Below are 22,351 nucleotides of genomic sequence, written 5' to 3' on the forward strand. Positions count from 1 at the left end.
TAAAACCTCAGTAATCCCTTAGAACGGGTTTAAGAATCGGGTAAATAAAGTGGTAAACCAACCTGGACGATTCGCATCAGCCAATGTGCCTTTGCCGGTATAGCTTATTTGCGCTTCAGCAATACGAAGCGACGAAACACGGTTACTTACATCAATATCGCCTGGGCGAACCAACCCTTCAATTTCAATGTATTCATCACCTTGGTTGAGCTTAATTTGCTTACGCCCTTTAATAACCAGCGACCCATTAGATAAAACATGATTAACCCGTACAGTAATAGCGCCACTGAGGAAGTTTTGCTGGCTGGCACTGCTTTCACCGTCAAACTTAGCACTCGAGCCTATACCCAAATTAAAATCAGCTACATTGAGTGCACCTGCTACTGGCACCGAAACATCCAAGTCGGTACTTTTATCTAAACTCGAATCGGCACTTTTACTCGATTGCGTACGCTCGTTCAGCACCACAGTTAAAATATCGCCAACCCGGTAAGCACGTTTATCTGCATACAAAGAAAACATATAGTTATCTTGAAATAAGCTACCATCTTGCTGATTCAAACCCTGTGCATAGGCATCTTGGCTTATTTCATAGTCTTGAACTGATTTTTGAGTGGTATTTTGTGGGCATTTCACTTCCCCATACACCACTTCACATTCCACCATTTGGGTTTTTGATGGAGTGTTGCTGCAACCAGCAACACCTAAAAGCAGCAAAAATAATGTTAACTTATTCATCATAATCATACGTTTTGGTTTATAAAGCGCAGCATTTCATCTGCCGCAGAGACTACTTTAGCGTTCATCTCGTAAGCGCGCTGTACGGCAATCATGCTGACCATTTCATCAACGACGCTCACGTTTGAGCCTTCAATAGTAAATTGTTGTAAGCCCCCAAAAGCATCTTCGCCAGGGATCCCCTCAACAGGTTCACCGGATGCCGCTGTTTCGCGGTACAAATTGCCACCTAAGCTCTGTAAGCCTGCAGGGTTTGCAAAGTTAACCGTTAACATTTGGCCTAACTCAACCGCTTGCGCATCCTTACCTACTACCGCAGTAACGGTGCCGTCGGTGCCAATACTCACTTTAGTGGTGCCCTCTGGCAGCGCAATATTTTGTGCCAATGGTAAGCCGTTGCTGTTTACCAGTAATGACTCAGAGTTAAGCTGAAACTGACCGTTACGGGTAAATAATAACTCGCCGTCAGGGCTTTCAATTTGAAAGAAACCTTGCCCAGCAATGGCCACATCTAACTGGTTGCTGGTTGTTTCAAAACTGCCTTCAGTAAATTGCTTTTGCGTGCCGTTAATACGCACACCGGTTCCCACCTGAATCCCAGATGGCAGCTGATTAAGCTCATCTACCTGCGCGCCAGGTTGTTTTTGTACTTGGTAAAATAAGTCTTCAAATACCGCTCTGTCTTTTTTAAAACCGGCAGTGCTCACGTTTGCGAGGTTATTAGATATTGTTGTCATTCTTAAATCTTGCGCTGCAAGACCGGTTTTACTCACCCATAATGCTGAATTCATGTTTGGCTTCCTGTTTATCCACGTCCACTGATGAGCTTATTTCCGCTGGTTGCTAGTTCGTCAGCAGACTTCATCATTTTTACATTCATCTCAAATTGGCGACTGATATTCATGGTTTTGATCATTTCAGCCACGGCATTCACATTAGAGCCTTCTAAAGCACCGGTTCTTACTGTGATTGTTTCGTCGGCCTCAAGAGGCTGTAAATCGTTAGCTCTGAGTAAGCCATCAGCACCTTTGATTAAGTTTGCATCGGTACTGGCTAATTTAATTTGCGCATCTTCTGCAATTACACCACCGCCAATGGGGGTTAGGTTGATCATGCCGTTTGAGCCAATTTCAATATCACCAAACTCAGGAAGTTGAATATCGCCACCGTCACCTTGCACGCGACGGCCATTAACAGTAACAAAGCCATCGGCATCAACCACTAAGTTACCCGCACGGGTATAAGCAGGCTCACCGTTGTCATCCATCACCTCTAAATAACCGCCGTTGCTCAGTGCTATATCAAGATTACGGCCAGTATCCATGATTGGCCCTGACGATAAATCAGTAGTTACTGGTGTTAGTTGCGCGTGGTAACGAGTACGAAAGCCTTCGCCTTGTACCATCATTGATTGCGCTTGCTCTAAGTCGGCTTTAAAACCTACGGTGCTAACATTTGCTAGGTTATTTGCAGCAACACGTAAGGCGGTATTATTAAGTTCAGCACCCGAAACAGCGGTATAAATTAACTTTTCCACGCTCAGCTTCCTTAGGTGTTACTAAATAAAATTTGCATCATTTCATCAGCGCTGCTGATGGTTTTTGCGTTGGCTTGGTAGTTTTGTTGAAATGACATTAAGCCAACCAGCTGCTCACTAATATCAACATTTGAGCCCATAAATGAACCCGATAGCAATTTACCCAGTGAGCCACTTTCTGGCTCGCCGTAGAGTGCAGAGCCAGACTCTTCAGTTTGATACCACACGGTATTGCTGCCTTGCTCTAAACCATCAACGTTCGCAAACGAAGCAAGTACAACTTGGCCTTGTAATTTAGATTCACCGTTAGTAAATGTTGCAAATACACGGCCGTCGTCTTCAACTTTCACACCAGAAAACGCTCCTGAGGTATAGCCGTTGGCATCATTTTCGTTAACACTGAAACTTGAACCAAACTGCGTAGTGCCATCAAATTTAAGTGCGATATTTAACGCTGCAGCACCACTGGTTATTTCTGCATTTCCTGGTGTTGAAGTAATAGGCACTTCTAAATCAACCGCCGTTAAATCACCTGAAAACGGCACCATTTTTCCATCGGTATCAAAGTTAAGTGTAATGGTTCCGGCGTTAATTGAACCACCCGCACCATCATCAATAGCTTGAGAACCTGTCGTCGCACCAAGCGCTGAGAGCTGACCTTGAGTAAGGGGTTTACCATCTAAGAAAAACATCGCTTGCCATTCGTTACTACCCGTATGGTTAAAGTACTGGGTCATCACATGGCTATTACCTAATGAGTCAAACACTTCGGTAGATTGAGAAAAGTTATATTGGCTACCATCTTTAGGATCAAATACCGCAGGAGCTGTTGGATAAGCAATCACATCGCTAGAAGAACTTAAGTTACCGTTAAAGTTAATGTTTGTACTAGCTTGCGCTTCTATGTTTGAGGCTTCAATTTTTAAATCGGTTAATACACCCGGTACAATTGTCGGATCACCACCATCAACTTGAGACACGCCAAAGCCTTGCAGTTTGCCGCCGTTGGCATTAACAATATTTAAGTCGTTATCTAACTGAAACTGGCCAGCTTGAGTGTAAGCCGTTCGGCCGTTTTCTGATATGGCAAAAAACCCTTGGCCATCAATAGCGATATCCAGCGCATTACCAGTGCGCACAATTTCACCACCGGTAACAAAATCTTCTTTAACATTAGCAACTTTTACACCGCCGCGTTGGCTACCGTTATAAACCGCGGCAAATTCTGCAGTGTTATTTTTATAACCAGCAGTACCCGAGTTAGCAATATTATTACTGGTTACTTCTAATCCTGTTTGGGTACTTTTAAGACCACTTAATCCTATATTGAACATAGACATATTATTTATTCCTCTTATTTATGCCACTTGATTAATTTCAGTGATGCCAAAATTACCCAAACCATCGACTTGCAATAAAATATCTTCTAACGATTTACCTACAGAAACACGCTCAACCTCACCGCTTAACCAAGTATCAAGCTGCTTTGGCACCTCTGCGGTAGTGGCATACGCTCTAACTGCATACGCACCGGCTTCTTGGTTTTCAAATTCAAAACGCAGCGAACCGACTCCTGAATAAGGCAGTTGTTTTTCTTCAACTAACTCACCATCTTGGTTATAAAGTTGTACAGTGACAGAGTCTGCGGGCTCCCCTAAATTAACCATGCCTGAGACACTGCCATCTTGCTCAAGGGCAATACTGCTTGCTTGCACATCAACCGTTTTACCAACCATATTAGTGGCTTCAAGTACCGCTAAGCTGCTGACATAATCCAAGCCATCGGCGGTGTTTTGGCGAATGCTTTGTAACGACTCAACATTCGAAAACTCTGCAAGCTGGCTTACATACTGGGTGCCATCCATAGGCTGTAATGGATTTTGATTACTAATTTGCGCAACGAGTAACTCTAAAAACATGGTCGACATTTCATCTGCAGAACTATTACCGGCAATATTCGTGGTATTTTTTGTGGCGTCTGCAGCGCTTGGAACGGCTGAATTAACTTGCATAAAATTATTGTCCTAACTTAAGAATGCTTTGCTGCATGCTATTTACACGCCCCATAACTTCAACAGATGTTTGGTAGCTACGACTTGCAGACATCATGTCGGCCATTTCTTCAAGTGCATTTACGTTGGAGTAAAATACATAACCATCGTTGTTAGCTATTGGGTTATTTGGCTCGTAGCGCTGCTCTACCGCACGGTTTGACTCAGTGATCCCCAGTACATCAACCGAGGCTGAAATTGATTGGCTGTCTTGAGTTTGTTTGTACAAAGCAGAAAATACCGGTTTAAGTGCCTTGTAAGCGTCGGCTTCTGAACCGGCTGCGGTATCGGCATTAGCTAAGTTAGATGCAATGGTATCGAGGCGAATAACTTGAGCGCGCATGGCGCTGCCGCTAGCGTCATAAATTGAATTAAAAGACATTATGATTTCCCTGAAATAACTTTATGTAAGCCATTTATTTTCATATTTAAAAAGGTCAAACTGGTTTGAAAATCCATACTGTTGCTAGCAAATTTTGCTTGCTCAATATTTAACTCAACAGTATTACCATCACTTGATGGTTGATAAGGAACGCGATATTTAAGTTCATCTGTTTGTACGCCAGCAAAATCAACCTCTCTGTTTTGCGAAAAACTGGATGAAACACTTTGCATAATTTGACGGTAATCTACATCTCGAGATTTAAACCCTGGCGTGTCAACATTAGCCAAGTTACTGGCAATGATTTCTGCTCTGTCTAACCTTAATTTCATTGAAAAAGGGTGAACACCTAACGCTTTATCAAATAGTTCCATTGTTGCCTCTAATTTTTGTTTCTTGTATGCTTTCGCGCTTCGCATACACTTTCTACCTTGTGTATAACAACCTTTATGCCAACTTTTAAAAGTATATTTTTTCAATGACTTATATAAAAAAAGAGCAAAAAACAGCCCAACATACGGAAGCTAAACTTCCCCAAGGGAAGCGTTGGTTTTTCCGCTTACTTTTAACTATTGGACTACTGCCAGCTCATGCTATGGCCACCCCCATTAATTTTGATAAAGAAATTCGGCAGTTTTTACACAGTGAAATAAATAGCTATTTGCACTCGATTAATTCGCAGAGTCAGCAGCAAAACATAGAGCTATTTATTCCTAAAGGTAGCGAAAACCTAAACTGTGATGAGTTGCAAATCACTCGCTCACAAAGTCACACGCCACCCGCAGGCAGAGTAAGTATTTCTGTATCTTGCCCATCGCCTGCTTGGCGTTTTAGGGCCAGTGCCAAAGTAAGTGTGTGGATAAACCTAGTAGCTGCCAAGCACACTTTAAACCGAGGTAAAGTGCTTAATAAGCAAGACTTAGAATATAAAAGCGTGGATTTAGGTAAGCACCGCCATCAAGGCGAAACAGGTATTGACCAGCTAGTTGGACTCACCGTTAAACGCGAGATTGATAAAGGCACGGTGATCTCCAACCGATACCTAGAAAAGCAGTATTTAATCAATAAAAATGAGCATATTTCACTGCAAATAAATACCGCCACTTTCTCAGCCAATGTTAAAGCCATTGCCCTTGAAGATGGTCAGCTTGGTGAGGTTATTAATGTAAAAAATTTATCATCAAAAAAAGTAGTTCAGGGCAGAGTAATTGCGCAAGGTGTGGCAGAGGCGGCATTTTAAAAAATGTCGAAATAAAAGTTAAGTAATGCTTGTACTTGGTCGCTGATATAAACTAAGCAATATAAATTCGATAAACGAATTAGGTAACAAACAATGAATATAAGCGCAATAACAACCACTGCGGTTGAGCAAAGCCAAAAAACAAACCAGCGTTCATCACTGGATGCAAAACCAGAGCAACAACCTGTAGCGGCTAAACAAGAGCAAGTAAATTCAGTGAGTGCATTAAGTAAATCAATAGACTCAACATTTCAAGATTTAGCTGCAAAGCCAGACGTTGATATGGATAAAGTAGCCCAAATGAAAGCGGCAATTGCCAGTGGTGAATTTAAAATTAATATTGATGAAACCGTTAACGCTATGGTTGAACTTCATAAAAAATGAAAACTGTAAAAGAGTATATTGTAAGTCTGCAACAAGACATTATTAAGCTAGACGCATTAATTGAATTACTTGAAACGCAATACGAATTGCTAAGCCAACGTAATGTGCAACTAGAAACACACAATAAAAAAATGCTTGGCTTTTTAGAAAGCTTAAATGAATCGCATAACCAGCGCGATGGCTTTTTGGTGAGTTTAGGCCTGCAAGGTGGCAAAGAAGGCTTAGCACAATTAACCGCGTTGCTGCCTGCTGATATAAACTCGCTCACCACAAAATTATTACACCAGCTTGAGCTAAAAACCAAAACCTGCAAAATAATGAATGAACGCTCAGGGCAATTACTCTCAAGCCAACGTCGGTTGTTACAGCGTTTAACTGGCGGTGAAAACAAACAAGCGTACCCAGAAATGCCTTTATAATTACGTTCCATAAAGGCTTTTCCTTGTTTAGTCACTTTACGCCATATTTTTACTTTACTCCTATTATTACCTTTCAAAATCCTATCTTGAGTCCAAAAATAGTCGTTCCGTTAAAGCTTAGTATTGTTAGCTTTTGTGCAACTTTGCGGCTAATTGTATTTATAATAAGCAAATAGCGGCTAACGCCACCTTTATTAGACTAAAGAATGATTGCTGCTGAATCTGCTGATTTTATGACCTTTTTGCTATTTTACATGGCAAGATCACACTGTAAAAACAAAAACATAAGACATTGAATTTAAATATCTTTTAGATTTAACAAGCCAGTTACAACATATCCCTTTGCTATTTTTGTTAACACTTACAAAGCGTTAAGCTGGGCTATGCACGACCTTTTGCCTAATTACAATCTGTAGCAAGCTGTTTTACCCTGCGCACTCAATGTTCATTTGCTTTGTAAAAGCTGTATTTTTATTTTGAGTTAGCAACTAAGTTGCAGGAGAAGTCATGACCACCAAGCCGCTAGATGATAATTCATCTGATGCTATACCAGGAGCGGATACTCAAACCGTGTCCGATAGCTATGAAAATCTTCATAAGCCCAGCTCTGAGTTTGAAAGCCGCGACGCTTACCTAGAGCACGAACTGCAAATTATGCAGCCAAAACGCTGGCGTCCAAATTTACCATTTAGAGATTATCGCTTTGAATTTGAAGACACCATTCCAGCGATGGCCGCTACTATAGGTAAAGTTGTGATGGTTGCAGCCATTGCTGCCACGTTTGCAGGCCCTTTGGGTTTAAGTGATGGCTTTGTACTTGAAAACGTACGCTACGAACTTTTAATTGTTTCGCTATTTATTTTACTATTTTCGGGCTTTATTTTACCGACCGCTAATTTAGCCGGTACTCATGGCCCACTCATTCCATTAATTCCTATTGTGGTTGCCGCAGGCGGACACCCTATGGCCTTTGGTTTACTCATAGGTGCCTTTGGATTGATATTAGCATTTAGTAAAGGCGGCAGCCTCATGGCCAAGCTCACCAGTAAAGGGGTGTGTGGTGGCCTACTCCTCTATTTAGGCTTTGTGGGTACCATTTCACAAGTTAAAAAGCTGTTTGCATGGGCTGAAGAAATTCAAATGACCCATATTGCTTTTATCGTAATCTTAGCCACAATTTTACTTTATGCTTTATTGGAGCATTACAAAAAACGCTGGTTAGCCGTGCCACTGAGCTGTTTAATTGGTGGTTTTACTGCTTTTGCATTGGGCGCACCGTTTGAGTTTCATACGGCTCCAGGCTTACCAAACATGAACCCTATGTACTGGTGGGGGGAAAACACTGGTTGGATGCTTGGTTTACCAACCGCTGAAAGCTTTGTAGTTGTACTTCCTTTTGCAGTTTTAGCGGTTGCTATGTGGTCGCCTGACTTTTTAGGCCATCAAGTATTTCAAAAAATTAGTTACCCAGAGCGTACTGAAAAAGTACAAATGAATATTGACGATACCATGCTTAGCGCATCAACAAGACAAACCTTTGGCTCGCTATTAGGCGGTGCTAACTTTGCGTCATCTTGGGGCACTTACATTGTTCCTGCTGCTATTGCAAAACGCCCTATTCCTGCAGGCGCTATTTTAACTGCGTTATTTTGTATTATCGCGGGTGTTTGGGGCTATCCAATGGACTTAGCTATTTGGCAGCCAGTATTATGTGTTGCCTTAATTGTAGGGGTGTTTATTCCACTACTTGAAGCGGGTATGGAAATGACGCGTGAAGGTAAAACCACGCAGTCGGCAGCTATTGTGGTGTTTGCCTCAAGCTTAGTAAACCCTGCATTTGGTTGGTCACTGACTATGCTTTTGGATAACTTAGGCCTTATTGGCTGTAAAGAAAGAAGTGCTGATTTATCGCGAATGAGTCGCTGGGTCATCCCACTTATTATGTTTGTGTTATTAACCAGTGTAATGGCACTGGTAGGTATGCTGCCAGGCATTCCTGCGCTAATGCCAAGCTTTAGACATTAATTCCTTTATTAAACAGCAAAGCGAGCTTTAATAGCTCGCTTTTTTTATACTTATAAAAACCAGCACAGTGTACTTGCAATAATCCCCCTTGAAGTAACAGCCCCTGAAGTAACAGTCCCTGAAATAATTACAAGCCACCCTGCAGAATTTTTATAAAGCTCGCCACCAGCTAAAAAAACTTTACGCATCAAAAAATCATAACCAGTTGATATATAAATAAAATTAAACATTTTACTTTCTGGTATAGCCTTTGCAACTTTATAAGTGAACGTTAAAAATCATTTTATTAGTAACACTTTTAAAATGAAAAATCATCACTCTTAATAAGGAGCTAATTATGAATAGCGATCGTATCGAAGGAAATTGGAAAGAACTTAAAGGTAAAGCGCAGCAAAAATGGGGCGATCTTACCAACGATGATTTAGATAAAATTGAAGGTAGCCGTACCGAGCTTGTTGGTAAAATTCAGCAAAAATACGGTAAGTCGAAAGAGGAAGCCGAGCGCGAAGTAAATGACTTTGAGAAAGGTCATTAATATAAGCGTGTTAACAGCTTTACTTGCTAATAAAAAACCGCCAATTGGCGGTTTTTTGTTGGTAAATAATAGAATCACTAGATTTAACATATTCGGTAATTCTTTGAATTAACCAGCCTGTTTATTATTTGAAATCGACGTCAAAAGTTCAGATATCAGCTGCCTATCTATCTGAGCATTTTTTTCACTCAGTTTATGAATAAACTCTAAAGGTGTAAGCCCATGTGATTTTTCTTTAATAGTAATACTCGCGCCTTTATCCATTAAAAGTTGCACTAAACCAAAGTCATTAAGCAAAATAGCCGAGTGTAGAGGTGATAAACCATCTATGTGACTTAACGTATTTACTTTGATTCCTTTAGAAATAAAGTATTCGATATAAGCATCGCGCTTATCTATATCTTTAATTTCAAATAAAAATGCTAGACCAGCGCCTGATTCAAGTGATTCAATATCACTCTTATCTGCTCTATAATTAAGTAAGTAATATTCACAAGCGTCACTTGGGATGTAATGAGTATTCTCATCAGTGCTGCAAATAATAACATCTTCAATATCACTATTAATAAGCGAATATAAAGCAACTGCAGAATATCCAACAGATAATAAAAGTAACAAATAAATAGTAAGCTTTTTCACCTCTACCCCCAAATTACTTTACTCTCAGCATCACTGTATGCAAGCATAACGAAGTGATTATTTACAGAATTAAGCTCAATCTTATTTATTTAGCCAGCGCTAGTTTTACTGCTGCCTCGGCATGTATTTTGGTGGTATCGTAAAGCGGAACCTGCGTATGTTGTGGTTTTACCAACAAGGCGATTTCAGTACAGCCTAAAATAATAGCCTGTGCGCCTTGTGCAAATAAGCGCTCTATAATACGCACATAATCAGTTCGCGAATCGTCATCAATAATCCCTTGGCATAACTGCGAATAAATAACCTCGTGCACTCGCTTTCGCTCATTAGGCTCAGGTATTAATACCTCAATGTTATGCTTATTAGTTAAACGCTCTTTGTAAAAGTTTTGCTCCATTGTAAATTGCGTGCCCAACAACCCTACTCGCGAAATATTATCGAGTTTTAGTTGCTCTGCGGTGGCATCGGCAATATGCAAAATAGGAATAGTAATATTACTGGCAATCTCATCGGCCACTTTATGCATAGTGTTGGTACAAATAAGTAAAAAGTCGGCACCACCAGCCTCTACAGATTTAGCCGCCTCGGTGAGTATAGTGGCTGTTTGTTGCCAATCGCCCTGATGCTGCAGCGTTTCAATTTTTGCAAAATCGACGCTCACCATACAAATTTTAGCACTATGCAACCCACCTAACGCATTTTTAACACCGTGGTTTAACGCTTTGTAATAGCTGGCTGTCGACTCCCAACTCATACCTCCGAGCATGCCAATCGTTTTCATAAAATTGCCTAGTTTAAAAGTGGTTAAGAGCAAGCCGATTACTACACAGATATGCGACAAAAGAATAAGCAAAGATACCTGTAAAGCCTTGTATAGCGAACCCTCTGACTCATTCTGCCTTACTGTTTTGCTAACTATCAGATGTTGACTTAACAACGAATTTTTCGAATACACAATTTAGTGGGAAATAAATTACCAAATAAATAGCTAGGAAAAGTAAAAACTCCATATAAAAAGGTAGATCTTTTAGGTTTATTATTGAATCAGTTAAATAGCGGCTAACAAACGATGTAATGAATGCAGATAAAAATATAATGACTAAGTTTGAAGTTTTTTTATTCATGTAAATCCTTTTAAAAAAGCTAATTGCACAACCAATTTCATTATCGTAGTTTATGCGACTACAATTATTGTTTTAATATTTATATATAAGATAATTCAATATCTACTTTTACCACATCATTTTTAATAGCCCATTGAAAAGCATCACTATTTTCAATAAACGCCCTAAGACTATCAACCTCATTTAACGCAGAACACCACTGACTCGTTGTTGAAAGCGCAAATGCAGCCTCGCTTGGTAAAAATTTAAAAGTCGTACTAAGTTGCTGCATAGCATCTGTAGCTTCATCTATGTCGTCTAAATCAGGAATAATTTGGCGTGTAATATCAACAATAAAGTAGTCTTTACTTAGGCTATCTTCCCCGCACTGAAAAAGAAGCATATCGCCGTCATTTTCTAAAATAGTATTTTCAATTCTGTAGCTTTCATATAAATCAATAACCAGTTTAATCAACTGTTTAACATTATAGTTTTTATAAAATTCAGAGCTTTCAATTTTAAGTTTTATATCTTCTATTTTCATATTTTATATCTAATTCTGTTTAATCATTAGTAACTATGTACTCTTTTCGCTACTGTATTAACCTTTACTTACAACGTCTTCAAATAACAATTGCTTATCGTTTTTATATACTTCAAGCCAACCTGGTGGTGAGGTATCACAGCCAATTACAGTAACGTGTAATATGTAACTATAGCGCCCGTTTTTAAACGTATAACTGTGATTACCGCCACTGCCACTAAACGTTATCTCACCATGAATTAAAACGATATCAGGCCTATCCCTTGGGCTTTTATCCATATTCCACGACGCATAACGGAAGTTTCCATCGCCTAAATTATCAATGCGAACACGATAGTTAGCTGTTTTCCAATCAAGTATTGGTTTTTGAAAGGTTTTAATACTTGAATGGAGTGATTGTTTATCTTGAGCGATTAACTTTTCTGCATGTGCTTGCTCAGTGGTATTTTGTGTATTCACGGCAATAACTTTGCCGTCTGTATCTACCCACATTACGCCGTTATTTAGCATAATGCCGCGCCAACCAACTTTATTCCAATCGGTATTAATATTAGAGCTGCCAATAATAGTAACAAGTTCCTCATCAAACACTTCATCAAAACGGGTAATAAACTCAGCTTCATTTTTAATATCAGGCAATGAGTATCGTCTTTTTAAAGGGTAGCGAATATGCGCAGCAATCGCAGTTTTATCATGTGCTTTAAAAGCAGCAATAACAGGTAAAACATTCTTGTGATACTTTTGCTCAAGCGCAAATATGTTAGATGTGAAAAGTAGAGATAGGAAAAGTAATAAGTAGTTTAGATACTTCATTAGTAGTCCTTTATCTAAAGTTACTGAGAATGCATTGTATAAAGGCAGGTAATACCTGACACTAAGTGAAAATATAAGGTAGGAAGTTACTTTATAAAAAAGTAATGTATCTTAACGCTCTTGATAGCCTTATATTGCTAAATTATAACTTTGGATTTTCTAACTTTTTTAATAGAAGGTTAAATACATTTTCTTGAATGCCTTCTAAATATTCCAACCATTCATTATCATACTGAATATTTAAAATGTGATCATAATTATTTTTTTACTTATATTATCTGATAAAACTTTCAATTCTGACGTCCAGCTAGGATCAATTTTATCAAATCGCCGCTGATCAATAGTATCCATAAGCTTTTCAACATCATTTGCTAATTTATACAAATTTTCAAAATCACCTTCTAATATTTTATATTTATCCGGAGACAAAAACCTTAGACGTATAACTAAGTTAGACAATTTACTATGAGCGCTTATAAATTTTTGATAATACTCTAGTGTCGATTTTAAAGAACGCTCCCACTTTCCCAAGGCAATATCTTGCTTGTCTTTTGAAGAACTTCTTAATGACTCCAAGCAGCTTTTGGTTTCTAGTTGATACAAAGTACAATACATCCAACTGTGAAAATACTCTCCTTTTACACAACTCAGTATTTCAAACCTCTCATATGCCCCATCAACCTTTTTACGACTCCTGTACTCAATAATTGCGATAAATACAGCATAAATAGTACCTACACCACCAACCCAACTACCTAAATCAGGCCAAACATCATAATGTAGATTAGAGTGATAGAGAATTTCGTAAACACCAATAAAAGTAACAGCAAGAGCAAAAAATGTGATTAATATAAATTTTTTCCTATTCCAAAAATCCTTAATTTTACCCCTCAAAACAGCTAATCCTTATTTTAAAAAAACTTAATAATTCACTCGATAATTAGATAACTAAAAAATTATATTTAGCTACTAAACATAGTAGTTTCCAATTACTACAGCTAGACCATTACTTTATAGGAACTCCTAACCGTTTACCTAATATTAATCCAGTTCAATAAAAATCACTAATCACACTTGAATAGCCTTATTATATGAATTCAATCGGCTGCCCTTATGCAAGTTAAAAAAAACGAGCCACTTTGAGCTCGTTTTTTTTTACTGATAGCTGACAGCTAAAAACTGACCGCTTCGCTATGATTCCGGCTCATACCCCAAGTTAGGCGATAACCATCTTTCGGCTTCTGCGAGCGTCATATTTGTTCGCTTAGCGTAGTCTTCTACCTGATCCTTCTGTATTGCAGCAACGGCGTAGTATTTCGCTTGTGGGTGTGAAAAGTACCAACCCGAAACCGCAGCACCTGGCCACATGGCGTATGAGCTGGTGAGCTGCATACCAATGCGCTTTTCGGTATCGAGTAGTTGCCAAATTTTCTTTTTCTCGGTGTGCTCTGGGCACGCTGGGTAACCCGGTGCTGGGCGAATACCTTGGTAGTTTTCGCGGATTAACTCATCGTTACCCAGGTTTTCATCCGGTGCATAACCCCAATACTCTTTACGCACTTGTTCGTGCAAGTATTCAGCAAAGGCCTCGGCGAGCCTATCAGCAACCGCTTTTACCATTATTTTATTGTAGTCGTCTTGCTTGGCATCGAACGCGTCGGCGAGGTCGTCTTCTTCTAAACCGCCTGTTACCGCAAACGCACCAAAGTAATCGGGTGTGCCTTTTGGCGCAATGTAATCGGCTAGGCAGTAGTTAGCAAAGTCGGTTTTTTCGGTTTGCTGGCGTAAATGGCATGAGGTAGTTAATAGCTCTTTTCGCGTTTCGTCGGTGTAAATTTCTATATCATCGCCCACACGGTTAGCTGGGAATAAGCCAATAACACCTAATGGCTGCAAAGTGCCTGACTTTTCAAGCTCATCGAGCATGTCGTTGGCGTCTTTAAACAAGCTTTGTGCTTGTTCGCCCACTACTTCGTCGGTCATTATGCGCGGATATTTACCGGCGATTGACCAGGTCATAAAGTACGGCGTCCAGTCTATGTATTTGCGTAGAGTCGCGATTGATACATTTTTAAACTCGGTCACGCCCAGCTTTTTAGGCACGGGTGGTGTGTAGTTATCCCAATCGAGCTTTGCAGCATTATCGCGGGCGCGCTGTATGGTAACTGGTTTTGAGCGCGGTTTTTTGCGTGCTTGTTGTTCGCGTACTTTGTCGTACTCGGCGGTGGTTTTAGCTAAAAATTCTGCTTTATGCTCTTTTGATAATAAATTAGACACCACACCCACGGCGCGGCTGGCGTTATTTACATACACTACGCCTTTGTCGTACTGCGGCTCTATTTTTACTGCGGTATGCGCTTTTGAGGTGGTTGCCCCACCAATCATGAGCGGTAGCTCAAAGCCACGACGTTTCATTTCTTTGGCAACATGTACCATTTCATCAAGCGATGGGGTAATTAAGCCCGAAAGGCCTATAATATCGGCTTTTTCGTCAATCGCGGTTTGCAGTATTTTATCTGCTGGCACCATTACGCCAAGGTCGATTACTTCGTAGTTATTACATTGTAGTACTACGCCAACAATGTTTTTACCTATGTCATGCACGTCACCTTTTACGGTAGCCATAACAATTTTACCGTTGGTGGCGCCTTCCTCTTTTTCGGCTTCAATGAATGGGTCAAGGTAGGCCACGGCTCGCTTCATCACACGAGCCGATTTAACCACTTGGGGTAAAAACATTTTACCGGCACCAAATAAATCCCCAACCACGTTCATGCCATCCATGAGTGGCCCTTCAATGACGTGAATAGGTTTATCGGCGCCAGCACGGCACTCTTCGGTGTCTTCATCTATAAAGGTGGTTATGCCTTTTACTAGAGCATGCTCTAGGCGCTTTTCAACCGACCAAGTGCGCCATTCTAAATCTTCTACCCGCTCAGCTTGTGCCATGCCTGAATATTTAGGCGCAAGTTCAACAAGGCGCTCGCCCGCACCGGGGTCGGTGTTAAGAATTACATCTTCTACGGCTTTACGAAGTTCTTCGGGGATGTCGTCGTAAACCGCAAGTTGCCCTGCGTTTACTATGCCCATATCCATACCCGCTTTTATAGCATGGTATAAAAACACCGAGTGAATCGCTTCACGTACTGGGTTATTACCTCTAAACGAGAACGATACGTTTGATACCCCACCCGACACTTTACAGTGCGGTAAGTTTTGCTTAATACGGCGGGTGCCTTCAATAAATTCTACGGCGTAGTTGTCGTGCTCTTCTATGCCGGTAGCAACGGCAAATATGTTGGGGTCGAATATAATATCTTCTGGCGGGAAGCCAATTTCATCAACCAAAATACGGTAGCTGCGCTCACAAATTTCAAACTTACGGTCTGCAGTATCGGCTTGGCCGTCAGTATCAAATGCCATTACAACAGCGGCGGCACCAAAGCGTTTTATAATTTTAGCTTGGCGAATAAACGGCTCTTCACCCTCTTTGAGTGAAATGGAGTTAACAATGGCCTTGCCTTGAATACACTTTAAGCCTGCCTCTATTACTTCCCATTTAGAGGAGTCGACCATAATAGGTACTTTAGAAATATCAGGCTCTGAGGCAATTAAGTTTAAAAACTTCACCATGGCCGCTTTTGAGTCCAGCATGGCTTCGTCCATGTTGATATCAATAACTTGGGCGCCATTTTCTACTTGTTCGCGAGCTACATTAAGGGCTGTTTCGTAGTCTTCTTCCATGATCAAACGTTTAAACATGGCCGAGCCAGTTACGTTAGTACGCTCGCCGACATTGGTAAATACTGCAATTTGTTGGGTCATTGGCGGCTCCTAATTTAAGTTACAGGCTTCTAGGCCTGATAAACGCATACGCACTTCAAGCTCAGGTAATTTTCGTGGTGCTGTGCCTTCAAGCCCTTTGGCAAAGGCACGAATGTGCGCAGGCGTAGTGCCGCAGCAACCGCCAACAATATTAATAAAGCCCGATTTACCCCAATCTATGATCTCTTTTGCCATGTCGTCTGCTTCTAAGTCGTATTCTCCAAACTCATTGGGTAAGCCCGCGTTAGGATGAACAGAGACAAAGGTTTCGCACAAACGTGATAGCTCTTCAACGTATTGGCGCAGTAAATCTGGCCCAAGGGCGCAATTTAAGCCAATTGAAAGCGGCTTAATATGGCGAATAGAGTTATAAAATGCTTCGGTTGTTTGCCCTGAAAGCGTACGGCCTGAGGCATCGGTAATAGTGCCTGAAATCATCACTGGCAATGTGCGCCCTGCTTGTTCAAACGCTTCTTCTACCGCGAACGATGCCGCTTTTGCATTAAGCGTGTCGAATATGGTTTCGATTAAAATTATATCTACACCGCCCTCCATAAGCGCAAGGGTCGACTCAACATAAGCAGTCACTAACTTATCAAAGGTGATATTACGATAGCCGGGGTCGTTTACATCCGGCGATAACGAACACGTTTTAGACGTTGGCCCTAAAACACCTGCTACATAGCGCGGTTTTTCTGGGGTTTTAGCGCTAAATTCGTCACATACAGCGCGGGCTAACTTAGCTGACTCTAAATTAACTTCACGGCTTATACTCGCCATGTCGTAATCTTCCATCGAAATGGTGGTCGAGTTAAAGGTGTTAGTTTCGATAATATCGGCTCCGGCGGCTAAAAAGCTGCGGTGTATATCAGTAATAATTTCAGGCTTGGTTAGGCTTAATAAATCGTTGTTGCCTTTAATAAGCACGTGCCAATCTTTAAAACGTTCACCACGGTAGTCTTGCTCTTCAAGCTTATGCGCTTGGATCATGGTTCCCATTGCACCATCTAAAATTAAAATGCGCTGTTTGAGCGCAGCGCTCAGCTCTTGATGCTTATTGTTTTGAGGATTATTCGGCATAGTTGTTAGTCCTTACGTCTTGGCTAACTAAGTTAATATCATAGGGTGTGGTTTGGTAAACGTAATAATTTAACCAGTTTGAAAACAGTAAAAACGCGTGGCTTTGCCATGTTTTAGACGGTTGTTTACTGGCATCGTCATCAGGAAAATAGTTTTCGGGCTTTGGCGCATCGGGACTTTTTTGTAAATCGCGCTCATATTCGGCTTTTAAACTGTCGGCATCGTATTCTGGGTGGCCGGTAATAAACACTTGGCTGCCCGATTTATTTTTAAGTAAATACGCCCCGACTCGTTCAGAGCCCGCTAATACCACCAGCTCTTCACAAGCGTTTATTTTATCTATATCTATGTGGCCATAACGTGAGTGCGGCACTAAAAAGGTATCGTCAAAGCCGCGGGTAAGTGCACCATGGGCAAAGTAGCATTGATGGGTAAACACCCCGCAGAGTTTGTTGTCTTTTAAATCGCGCTTTAAATTATAACGGTGATATAAAGCCGCGTGGGCAGCCCAGCACGAAAACAAGGTAGAGGTTACATGCTGCTCGGCCCAATCAATAATCACTTTGAGCTCATCCCAATACGCCACTTCTTCATACTCTAAATGCGCGAGCGGCGCACCGGTAATTAATAGTGCATCGTAATTATTGTTTTTCACTTCTGAAAAGTAACGATAAAAGGTATCTAAGTGTTGCTCTGAGTTACTACTGCTACGATGCGTGTCAAGGCGCAGTAGCTCTACATTTACTTGCAGCGGAGAATTAGCCAACAAGCGAATAAACTGTACTTCGGTTTCTACTTTATTAGGCATAAGATTAAGAATAGCCAAACGCATAGGGCGTATTTCTTGCGTTTTTGCACGCGTTTTTGGCATTACAAACACGTTTTCATGACGTAAACGTGCAATAGCTGGCAATTCGTCTTCTACTGTAATTGGCATTCTTAAAGCTCCTGCTCATAAAAACCGAGAATTAATACGCTCTCATTATGAACAGAATGTCAAAAATATCAACCTCTAGATGTATAGATGTCTAAATGAAATTTATTCACGCGGTTTGTACAAATTGAATATGTACTTTAAAAGAGCCCCATTCGTTGACTGTTTCACCTGTGAGCCACTACAATACAGCATTGAAATTTTTATTATTATTGAAGGCTTCTTCCATGGTTTTACCTGATAAGTTTATATTCTCGATGAGTCGAGTATCTAAGGTTGTGCCACCAAAACGCACTATCTTAAAAGATATTTCGTTGCATTTTTTCCCTGGTGCAAAAATTGGTGTGCTAGGTCTAAATGGTTCTGGTAAATCATCATTACTACGCATTATGGCAGGTGTTGATGAAGATTTTGAAGGTGAAGCTCGCCCTCAACCAGGCACTAAAATTGGTTACTTGCCGCAAGAGCCTGTTTTGGACGAAAGCAAAACAGTTCGTGAAATTGTTGAAGAAGCTGTGGGTGAAGTAAAACATGCCCTTAACCGCCTTGACGAAGTGTATAACGAATACGCAATGGAAGGCGCTGACTTTGACGCACTGGCAAAAGAGCAAGGTGAATTAGAAGCGATTATTCAAGCGCATGATGGTCATAATATCGATAACGTATTAGAGCGTGCTGCCGATGCACTGCGTTTACCTGAGTGGGATGCTAAAATTGAGCACCTATCGGGTGGTGAGCGTCGTCGTGTTGCTATTTGTCGTTTGTTACTTGAAAAGCCAGACATGCTTATTCTCGATGAGCCAACTAACCACTTAGATGCTGAGTCGGTTGCCTGGTTAGAGCGCTTCTTACATGACTACGAAGGCACCGTTGTGGCAGTAACGCATGACCGTTACTTCCTTGATAATGTTGCTGGCTGGATTTTAGAGCTTGACCGTGGTGAAGGTATTCCGTGGGAAGGTAACTACTCGTCTTGGCTTGAGCAAAAAGATGCCCGCTTACAGCAAGAGCAAAAATCTGAAAAAGCACGTCAAAAATCAATTGCACAAGAACTTGAGTGGGTGCGTTCAAACCCTAAAGGTCGTCAAGCTAAGTCAAAAGCACGTATGGCACAGTTTAGCGAGCTACAACAGTCTGATTACCAAAAACGTAACGAAACCAACGAATTGTTTATTCCACCTGGCCCACGTTTAGGTGACCAAGTATTAGAAGTAAACAACTTACGTAAAAGCTTTGGCGACCGTGTTTTAATTGATGATTTAAGCTTTAGCATGCCTAAAGGCGCTATTGTGGGTATTATTGGTGCCAATGGTGCAGGTAAATCAACGCTATTCAAAATGCTAAGCGGTGAAGAGCAGCCAGATAGCGGTAATATCAGCATTGGTGAAACAGTAGAACTGGCAACTGTTGATCAGTTCCGTGGCAACATGGACGAAAGCAAAACGGTATTCCAAGAAATCTCTGATGGCCAAGATGTACTAAAAATTGGTAACTTTGAGTTCCCAAGCCGTGCTTATGTTAGCCGTTTTAACTTTAAAGGTAACGATCAACAAAAGTTTGTTAAAGACCTTTCAGGTGGTGAGCGCAACCGTTTACACCTAGCTAAGCTGTTAAAAGCAGGCGGCAACGTAGTACTACTGGATGAGCCAACCAATGACTTGGACGTTGAAACATTACGTGCCCTTGAGAATGCTATTTTAGAATTCCCTGGTTGTGTCATGTGTATCTCGCATGACCGTTGGTTCCTTGACCGTATTGCTACACACATTTTAGATTACCGTGACGAAGGCCAAATTAACTTCTTTGATGGTAACTACACTGAGTACGAAGAGTGGCTTAAAAAGACCCTTGGCGCAGAAGCTGCACAGCCTAAGCGTATTAAGTACAAAAAAATTGGCTAACAGCCACAGTGAGTAAGTTAAAAGCCCTGCATTTTATGCGGGGCTTTTTTATGCGAGCTATTTTTATCTTTGAGCAAATTGGCGTGTTGAGCATTACCAGCTATGCTTATTATAAATAACAACTTTATAAGATTATTATGCAAAACCGTCGGCAATTTTCTCGTATTATGTTCTCTACAGCAGCGCAATTGGAAACGGCTAGCTCCCAGTATGCATGTACCCTATTAGATATTTCTTTACATGGTGCACTGATCACTAAAAGCGATGCCTTTACATGCAACAAAAATGACGAAGCAATATTACGTTTTACCTTGCCACAAAGCGATATTGAAATAAAAATGCCGGTGGTTATTCGTCATATAGAAGAAAATCATATTGGTCTTAAATGTCATAACATTGATATAGACAGCATTACGCATTTAAAGCGCTTGGTTGAACTAAACCTTGCTGATGAAACACTATTACACCGCGAGCTTGAAACGCTTATTTACCAAACATAAATAGACGCACTGCGTGAAGTTGATTACCATAACCAAAAATAATTAAACGACGCAGATATGAGTTTAAATCCCAATCTACCTTTAGTTTATCATCCTAATTACTCGTTTAGTTTTGATCCCAAACACCGCTTTGTAATGAGTAAATTTGCACAGCTACACCAGCATGTTAAAACCCTTGGGCTTGCTGGCAGCAATATCCTAGAGCCACCACATGGTCGTGTTGAAGAGTTAGAAATAGTACATTGTGAAAACTACATTCACGATTTATGGCATAACCGCCTAGATGAAAAAGCCATGCGCCGTATAGGCCTACCTTGGTCACAAGCACTAATGAACCGCACATTTACCGCCCCATTAGGGACACTGCAAACTGCGCGCTTAGCACTTAAAAATGGGCTTGCGTGCCATTTAGCGGGTGGCACTCACCATGCCCACAGTGATTTTGGCTCGGGTTTTTGTATGGTGAACGATTTAGCTTTTACCGCACAGACGTTAATTCAAAACCGTGAAGTGACTAACGTACTGATTTTTGATTTAGATGTTCACCAAGGTGATGGCACGGCAGCCATGCTGGCTCATCAACCTTATGCGTTTACCTGTTCAATACACTGTGAGAAAAACTTCCCATTTAGAAAGTCTCCTAGCGATTTAGATATTGGTTTAGCCAATAATATGCAAGACGCTGAATACTTAGGTATTGTTGACGATACCCTGCAATTTTTATTAAACGAGCTTAACCCAGATCTGGTTTTGTATGATGCTGGCGTTGATATTTGGCAAGAGGATGGCTTAGGTAAACTGGATATTAGTTGGCAAGGAATAGAAAAGCGCGACCACTTAGTGCTTAAGCGTTGTCTTGCAAATAACACCCCGGTGGCCACTGTGATTGGCGGAGGTTATGACAGAGATCATCAGCGACTAGCAAAGCGCCATGGCATTGTTATTGAGCAAGCAGCCAGTTTTTAAATAAAAAATACATAAACTAAGCTACACTTTAAGCTTATAAGTAGATTGAGGTTATTATGCGGTTATTCACTTTTATATTGTTGTTTTTTAGTTTTATTGTGCCAATAAGCGCCCACGCAGACACTGAAGAGCCACCAGAACTTCCGCCATTAAACCCCAAGTATGAAGCAGAGCATGCCATGGTATTAGTTAATAAGGGTTCAAGTGTATACGCCATTAACATTCCAAGCTTTGAGCTTCCTTATGATATGCATGTTATGTACAAGGTAGATGTATCTGATATTCCATTTTTAGATTTAGTCCGTGACGCTGAGTTAGTTACAGTAAAACCCAAACCGTTTAACATTCAACGCTTAATGCGAGGCGAAGAAGTCGCGATTACCGCAGATGTGTACCTTGGAGATTATAGACAAGGAGGTAGCTTAGTTTACAGTGATAAATTAATAGAGCTTAGCGAACAGTTATTTACTCGTGAACTAACTGATTTAAGCCCAGCCTCAAAATGGCAGCAGTACGATATGGTTACGTTAAAAAATAATGAGCGTATTTATATTCACCAAATAACTCAGCCACCAAGCTATCATCATATTATGTTTGTTGATTTAAGTGGTGCCTGTTTACAAAAGTTTCGCACCTCAACTGAAGTGCCCTCTGCTGGTGAGCTCAATTATAAGTTTATAAATTGTGGCACATTGAAACCGATGTTTTATGATGCTGAAAGCTTGAGTAAATAAG

General features: G+C 40.7%; 25 protein-coding genes. 9 read left to right on the forward strand and 16 right to left on the reverse strand.

Annotated elements, in window-relative coordinates:
- Positions 1-18 precede the first annotated feature (18 nt).
- The 7 genes from BM380_RS09475 to flgB are packed head-to-tail and all read right to left on the reverse strand — an operon-like array spanning position 19 to position 5,127.
- Complete coding sequence (locus BM380_RS09475) at positions 19-741, reverse strand: flagellar basal body L-ring protein FlgH (protein WP_013464383.1); 723 nt, start codon at positions 739-741, stop codon at positions 19-21.
- A 2-nt stretch (positions 742-743) separates the two neighbouring features.
- Positions 744-1,529: a flagellar basal-body rod protein FlgG gene (flgG, locus tag BM380_RS09480; protein ID WP_010391154.1), complete on the reverse strand. Its 786-nt coding sequence runs from the start codon at positions 1,527-1,529 to the stop codon at positions 744-746.
- Positions 1,530-1,543: 14 nt separating this feature from the next.
- Positions 1,544-2,275, reverse strand: a complete 732-nt coding sequence (locus tag BM380_RS09485) for a flagellar basal body rod protein FlgF (RefSeq protein ID WP_013464382.1) — start codon at positions 2,273-2,275, stop codon at positions 1,544-1,546.
- 11 nt (positions 2,276-2,286) lie between these two features.
- Positions 2,287-3,615 carry a flagellar hook protein FlgE gene (locus BM380_RS09490; RefSeq protein WP_036956802.1) on the reverse strand — a complete coding sequence of 443 codons (1,329 nt, stop codon included), beginning with the start codon at positions 3,613-3,615 and terminating at the stop codon, positions 2,287-2,289.
- A gap of 18 nt (positions 3,616-3,633) precedes the next feature.
- Positions 3,634-4,287, reverse strand: coding sequence for a flagellar hook assembly protein FlgD (locus BM380_RS09495; RefSeq protein WP_090494123.1), 654 nt, complete (start codon positions 4,285-4,287; stop codon positions 3,634-3,636).
- 4 nt (positions 4,288-4,291) lie between these two features.
- Entirely contained in the window at positions 4,292-4,708 is a 417-nt protein-coding gene (flgC, locus tag BM380_RS09500) for a flagellar basal body rod protein FlgC (RefSeq protein ID WP_010391144.1), read from the reverse strand.
- Positions 4,708-5,127 (reverse strand): flagellar basal body rod protein FlgB, encoded by a 420-nt coding sequence (flgB, locus tag BM380_RS09505; protein WP_016899396.1) that lies wholly within the window; start codon positions 5,125-5,127, stop codon positions 4,708-4,710. Before flgB ends, flgC begins: the two co-directional genes overlap by 1 nt.
- Positions 5,128-5,186: 59 nt before the next feature.
- On the opposite strand from flgB, the gene flgA reads away from it, so the two are divergent.
- From flgA to BM380_RS09525, 4 genes are all read left to right on the forward strand, one after another.
- Positions 5,187-5,948, forward strand: coding sequence for a flagellar basal body P-ring formation chaperone FlgA (gene flgA / locus BM380_RS09510; RefSeq protein WP_090494125.1), 762 nt, complete (start codon positions 5,187-5,189; stop codon positions 5,946-5,948).
- 93 nt (positions 5,949-6,041) lie between these two features.
- Positions 6,042-6,332: a flagellar biosynthesis anti-sigma factor FlgM gene (gene flgM / locus BM380_RS09515; protein ID WP_016899394.1), complete on the forward strand. Its 291-nt coding sequence runs from the start codon at positions 6,042-6,044 to the stop codon at positions 6,330-6,332.
- Positions 6,329-6,751 carry a flagellar export chaperone FlgN gene (flgN, locus tag BM380_RS09520; RefSeq protein WP_016899393.1) on the forward strand — a complete coding sequence of 141 codons (423 nt, stop codon included), beginning with the start codon at positions 6,329-6,331 and terminating at the stop codon, positions 6,749-6,751. Before flgM ends, flgN begins: the two co-directional genes overlap by 4 nt.
- 507 nt (positions 6,752-7,258) lie before the next feature.
- Complete coding sequence (locus tag BM380_RS09525; protein ID WP_090494127.1) at positions 7,259-8,776, forward strand: DUF3360 family protein; 1,518 nt, start codon at positions 7,259-7,261, stop codon at positions 8,774-8,776.
- Positions 8,777-8,826: 50 nt separating this feature from the next.
- Here BM380_RS09525 and BM380_RS09530 read toward each other — a convergent pair whose 3' ends face one another.
- On the reverse strand, positions 8,827-9,006 hold the full coding sequence (locus BM380_RS09530) for a hypothetical protein (protein WP_090494129.1): 180 nt from the start codon (positions 9,004-9,006) through the stop codon (positions 8,827-8,829).
- A gap of 107 nt (positions 9,007-9,113) precedes the next feature.
- Between BM380_RS09530 and BM380_RS09535 the strand changes: the two genes are divergently transcribed.
- The gene (locus BM380_RS09535; protein ID WP_010391132.1) at positions 9,114-9,311 is read left to right on the forward strand and encodes a CsbD family protein; all 198 of its coding nucleotides are present in this window, start codon (positions 9,114-9,116) and stop codon (positions 9,309-9,311) included.
- 108 nt (positions 9,312-9,419) lie between these two features.
- On the opposite strand, the gene BM380_RS09540 is transcribed toward BM380_RS09535, so the two are convergent.
- The 8 genes from BM380_RS09540 to metA all read right to left on the reverse strand — a co-directional run bounded on the left by BM380_RS09540 (position 9,420) and on the right by metA (position 18,252).
- Positions 9,420-9,950, reverse strand: coding sequence for an ankyrin repeat domain-containing protein (locus BM380_RS09540; RefSeq protein WP_090494131.1), 531 nt, complete (start codon positions 9,948-9,950; stop codon positions 9,420-9,422).
- A gap of 85 nt (positions 9,951-10,035) precedes the next feature.
- Positions 10,036-10,731: an aspartate/glutamate racemase family protein gene (locus tag BM380_RS09545; protein WP_090494133.1), complete on the reverse strand. Its 696-nt coding sequence runs from the start codon at positions 10,729-10,731 to the stop codon at positions 10,036-10,038.
- A 422-nt stretch (positions 10,732-11,153) separates the two neighbouring features.
- A complete protein-coding gene (locus BM380_RS09555) occupies positions 11,154-11,597 on the reverse strand; it encodes a hypothetical protein (RefSeq protein WP_090494135.1) in 444 nt (147 codons plus the stop codon).
- A gap of 57 nt (positions 11,598-11,654) precedes the next feature.
- Positions 11,655-12,410, reverse strand: coding sequence for a hypothetical protein (locus BM380_RS09560; protein WP_090494137.1), 756 nt, complete (start codon positions 12,408-12,410; stop codon positions 11,655-11,657).
- Positions 12,411-12,650: 240 nt separating this feature from the next.
- Positions 12,651-13,304: a hypothetical protein gene (locus tag BM380_RS09565; protein WP_254772064.1), complete on the reverse strand. Its 654-nt coding sequence runs from the start codon at positions 13,302-13,304 to the stop codon at positions 12,651-12,653.
- Positions 13,305-13,601: 297 nt separating this feature from the next.
- Complete coding sequence (metH, locus tag BM380_RS09570) at positions 13,602-16,235, reverse strand: methionine synthase (protein ID WP_090494139.1); 2,634 nt, start codon at positions 16,233-16,235, stop codon at positions 13,602-13,604.
- Between the two features lie 9 nt (positions 16,236-16,244).
- Positions 16,245-17,315 carry a homocysteine S-methyltransferase family protein gene (locus tag BM380_RS09575; protein WP_090494141.1) on the reverse strand — a complete coding sequence of 357 codons (1,071 nt, stop codon included), beginning with the start codon at positions 17,313-17,315 and terminating at the stop codon, positions 16,245-16,247.
- Positions 17,305-18,252 (reverse strand): homoserine O-succinyltransferase, encoded by a 948-nt coding sequence (gene metA, locus BM380_RS09580; protein ID WP_090494143.1) that lies wholly within the window; start codon positions 18,250-18,252, stop codon positions 17,305-17,307. The genes BM380_RS09575 and metA overlap by 11 nt, the downstream gene beginning before the upstream one ends.
- A gap of 224 nt (positions 18,253-18,476) precedes the next feature.
- Between metA and ettA the strand changes: the two genes are divergently transcribed.
- The 4 genes from ettA (at position 18,477) to BM380_RS09600 (ending at position 22,350) form a co-directional block, all read left to right on the forward strand.
- The gene (ettA, locus tag BM380_RS09585) at positions 18,477-20,150 is read left to right on the forward strand and encodes an energy-dependent translational throttle protein EttA (protein WP_024601901.1); all 1,674 of its coding nucleotides are present in this window, start codon (positions 18,477-18,479) and stop codon (positions 20,148-20,150) included.
- Positions 20,151-20,287: 137 nt separating this feature from the next.
- The gene (locus tag BM380_RS09590; RefSeq protein ID WP_016899382.1) at positions 20,288-20,650 is read left to right on the forward strand and encodes a PilZ domain-containing protein; all 363 of its coding nucleotides are present in this window, start codon (positions 20,288-20,290) and stop codon (positions 20,648-20,650) included.
- Between the two features lie 57 nt (positions 20,651-20,707).
- Positions 20,708-21,616 carry a histone deacetylase family protein gene (locus tag BM380_RS09595; protein WP_028835474.1) on the forward strand — a complete coding sequence of 303 codons (909 nt, stop codon included), beginning with the start codon at positions 20,708-20,710 and terminating at the stop codon, positions 21,614-21,616.
- A gap of 56 nt (positions 21,617-21,672) precedes the next feature.
- Positions 21,673-22,350 (forward strand): hypothetical protein, encoded by a 678-nt coding sequence (locus BM380_RS09600; protein ID WP_090494145.1) that lies wholly within the window; start codon positions 21,673-21,675, stop codon positions 22,348-22,350.
- Position 22,351 lies beyond the last annotated feature (1 nt).

It is taken from the genome of Pseudoalteromonas sp. DSM 26666 (assembly GCF_900116475.1).
GTDB lineage: Bacteria > Pseudomonadota > Gammaproteobacteria > Enterobacterales > Alteromonadaceae > Pseudoalteromonas > Pseudoalteromonas tetraodonis.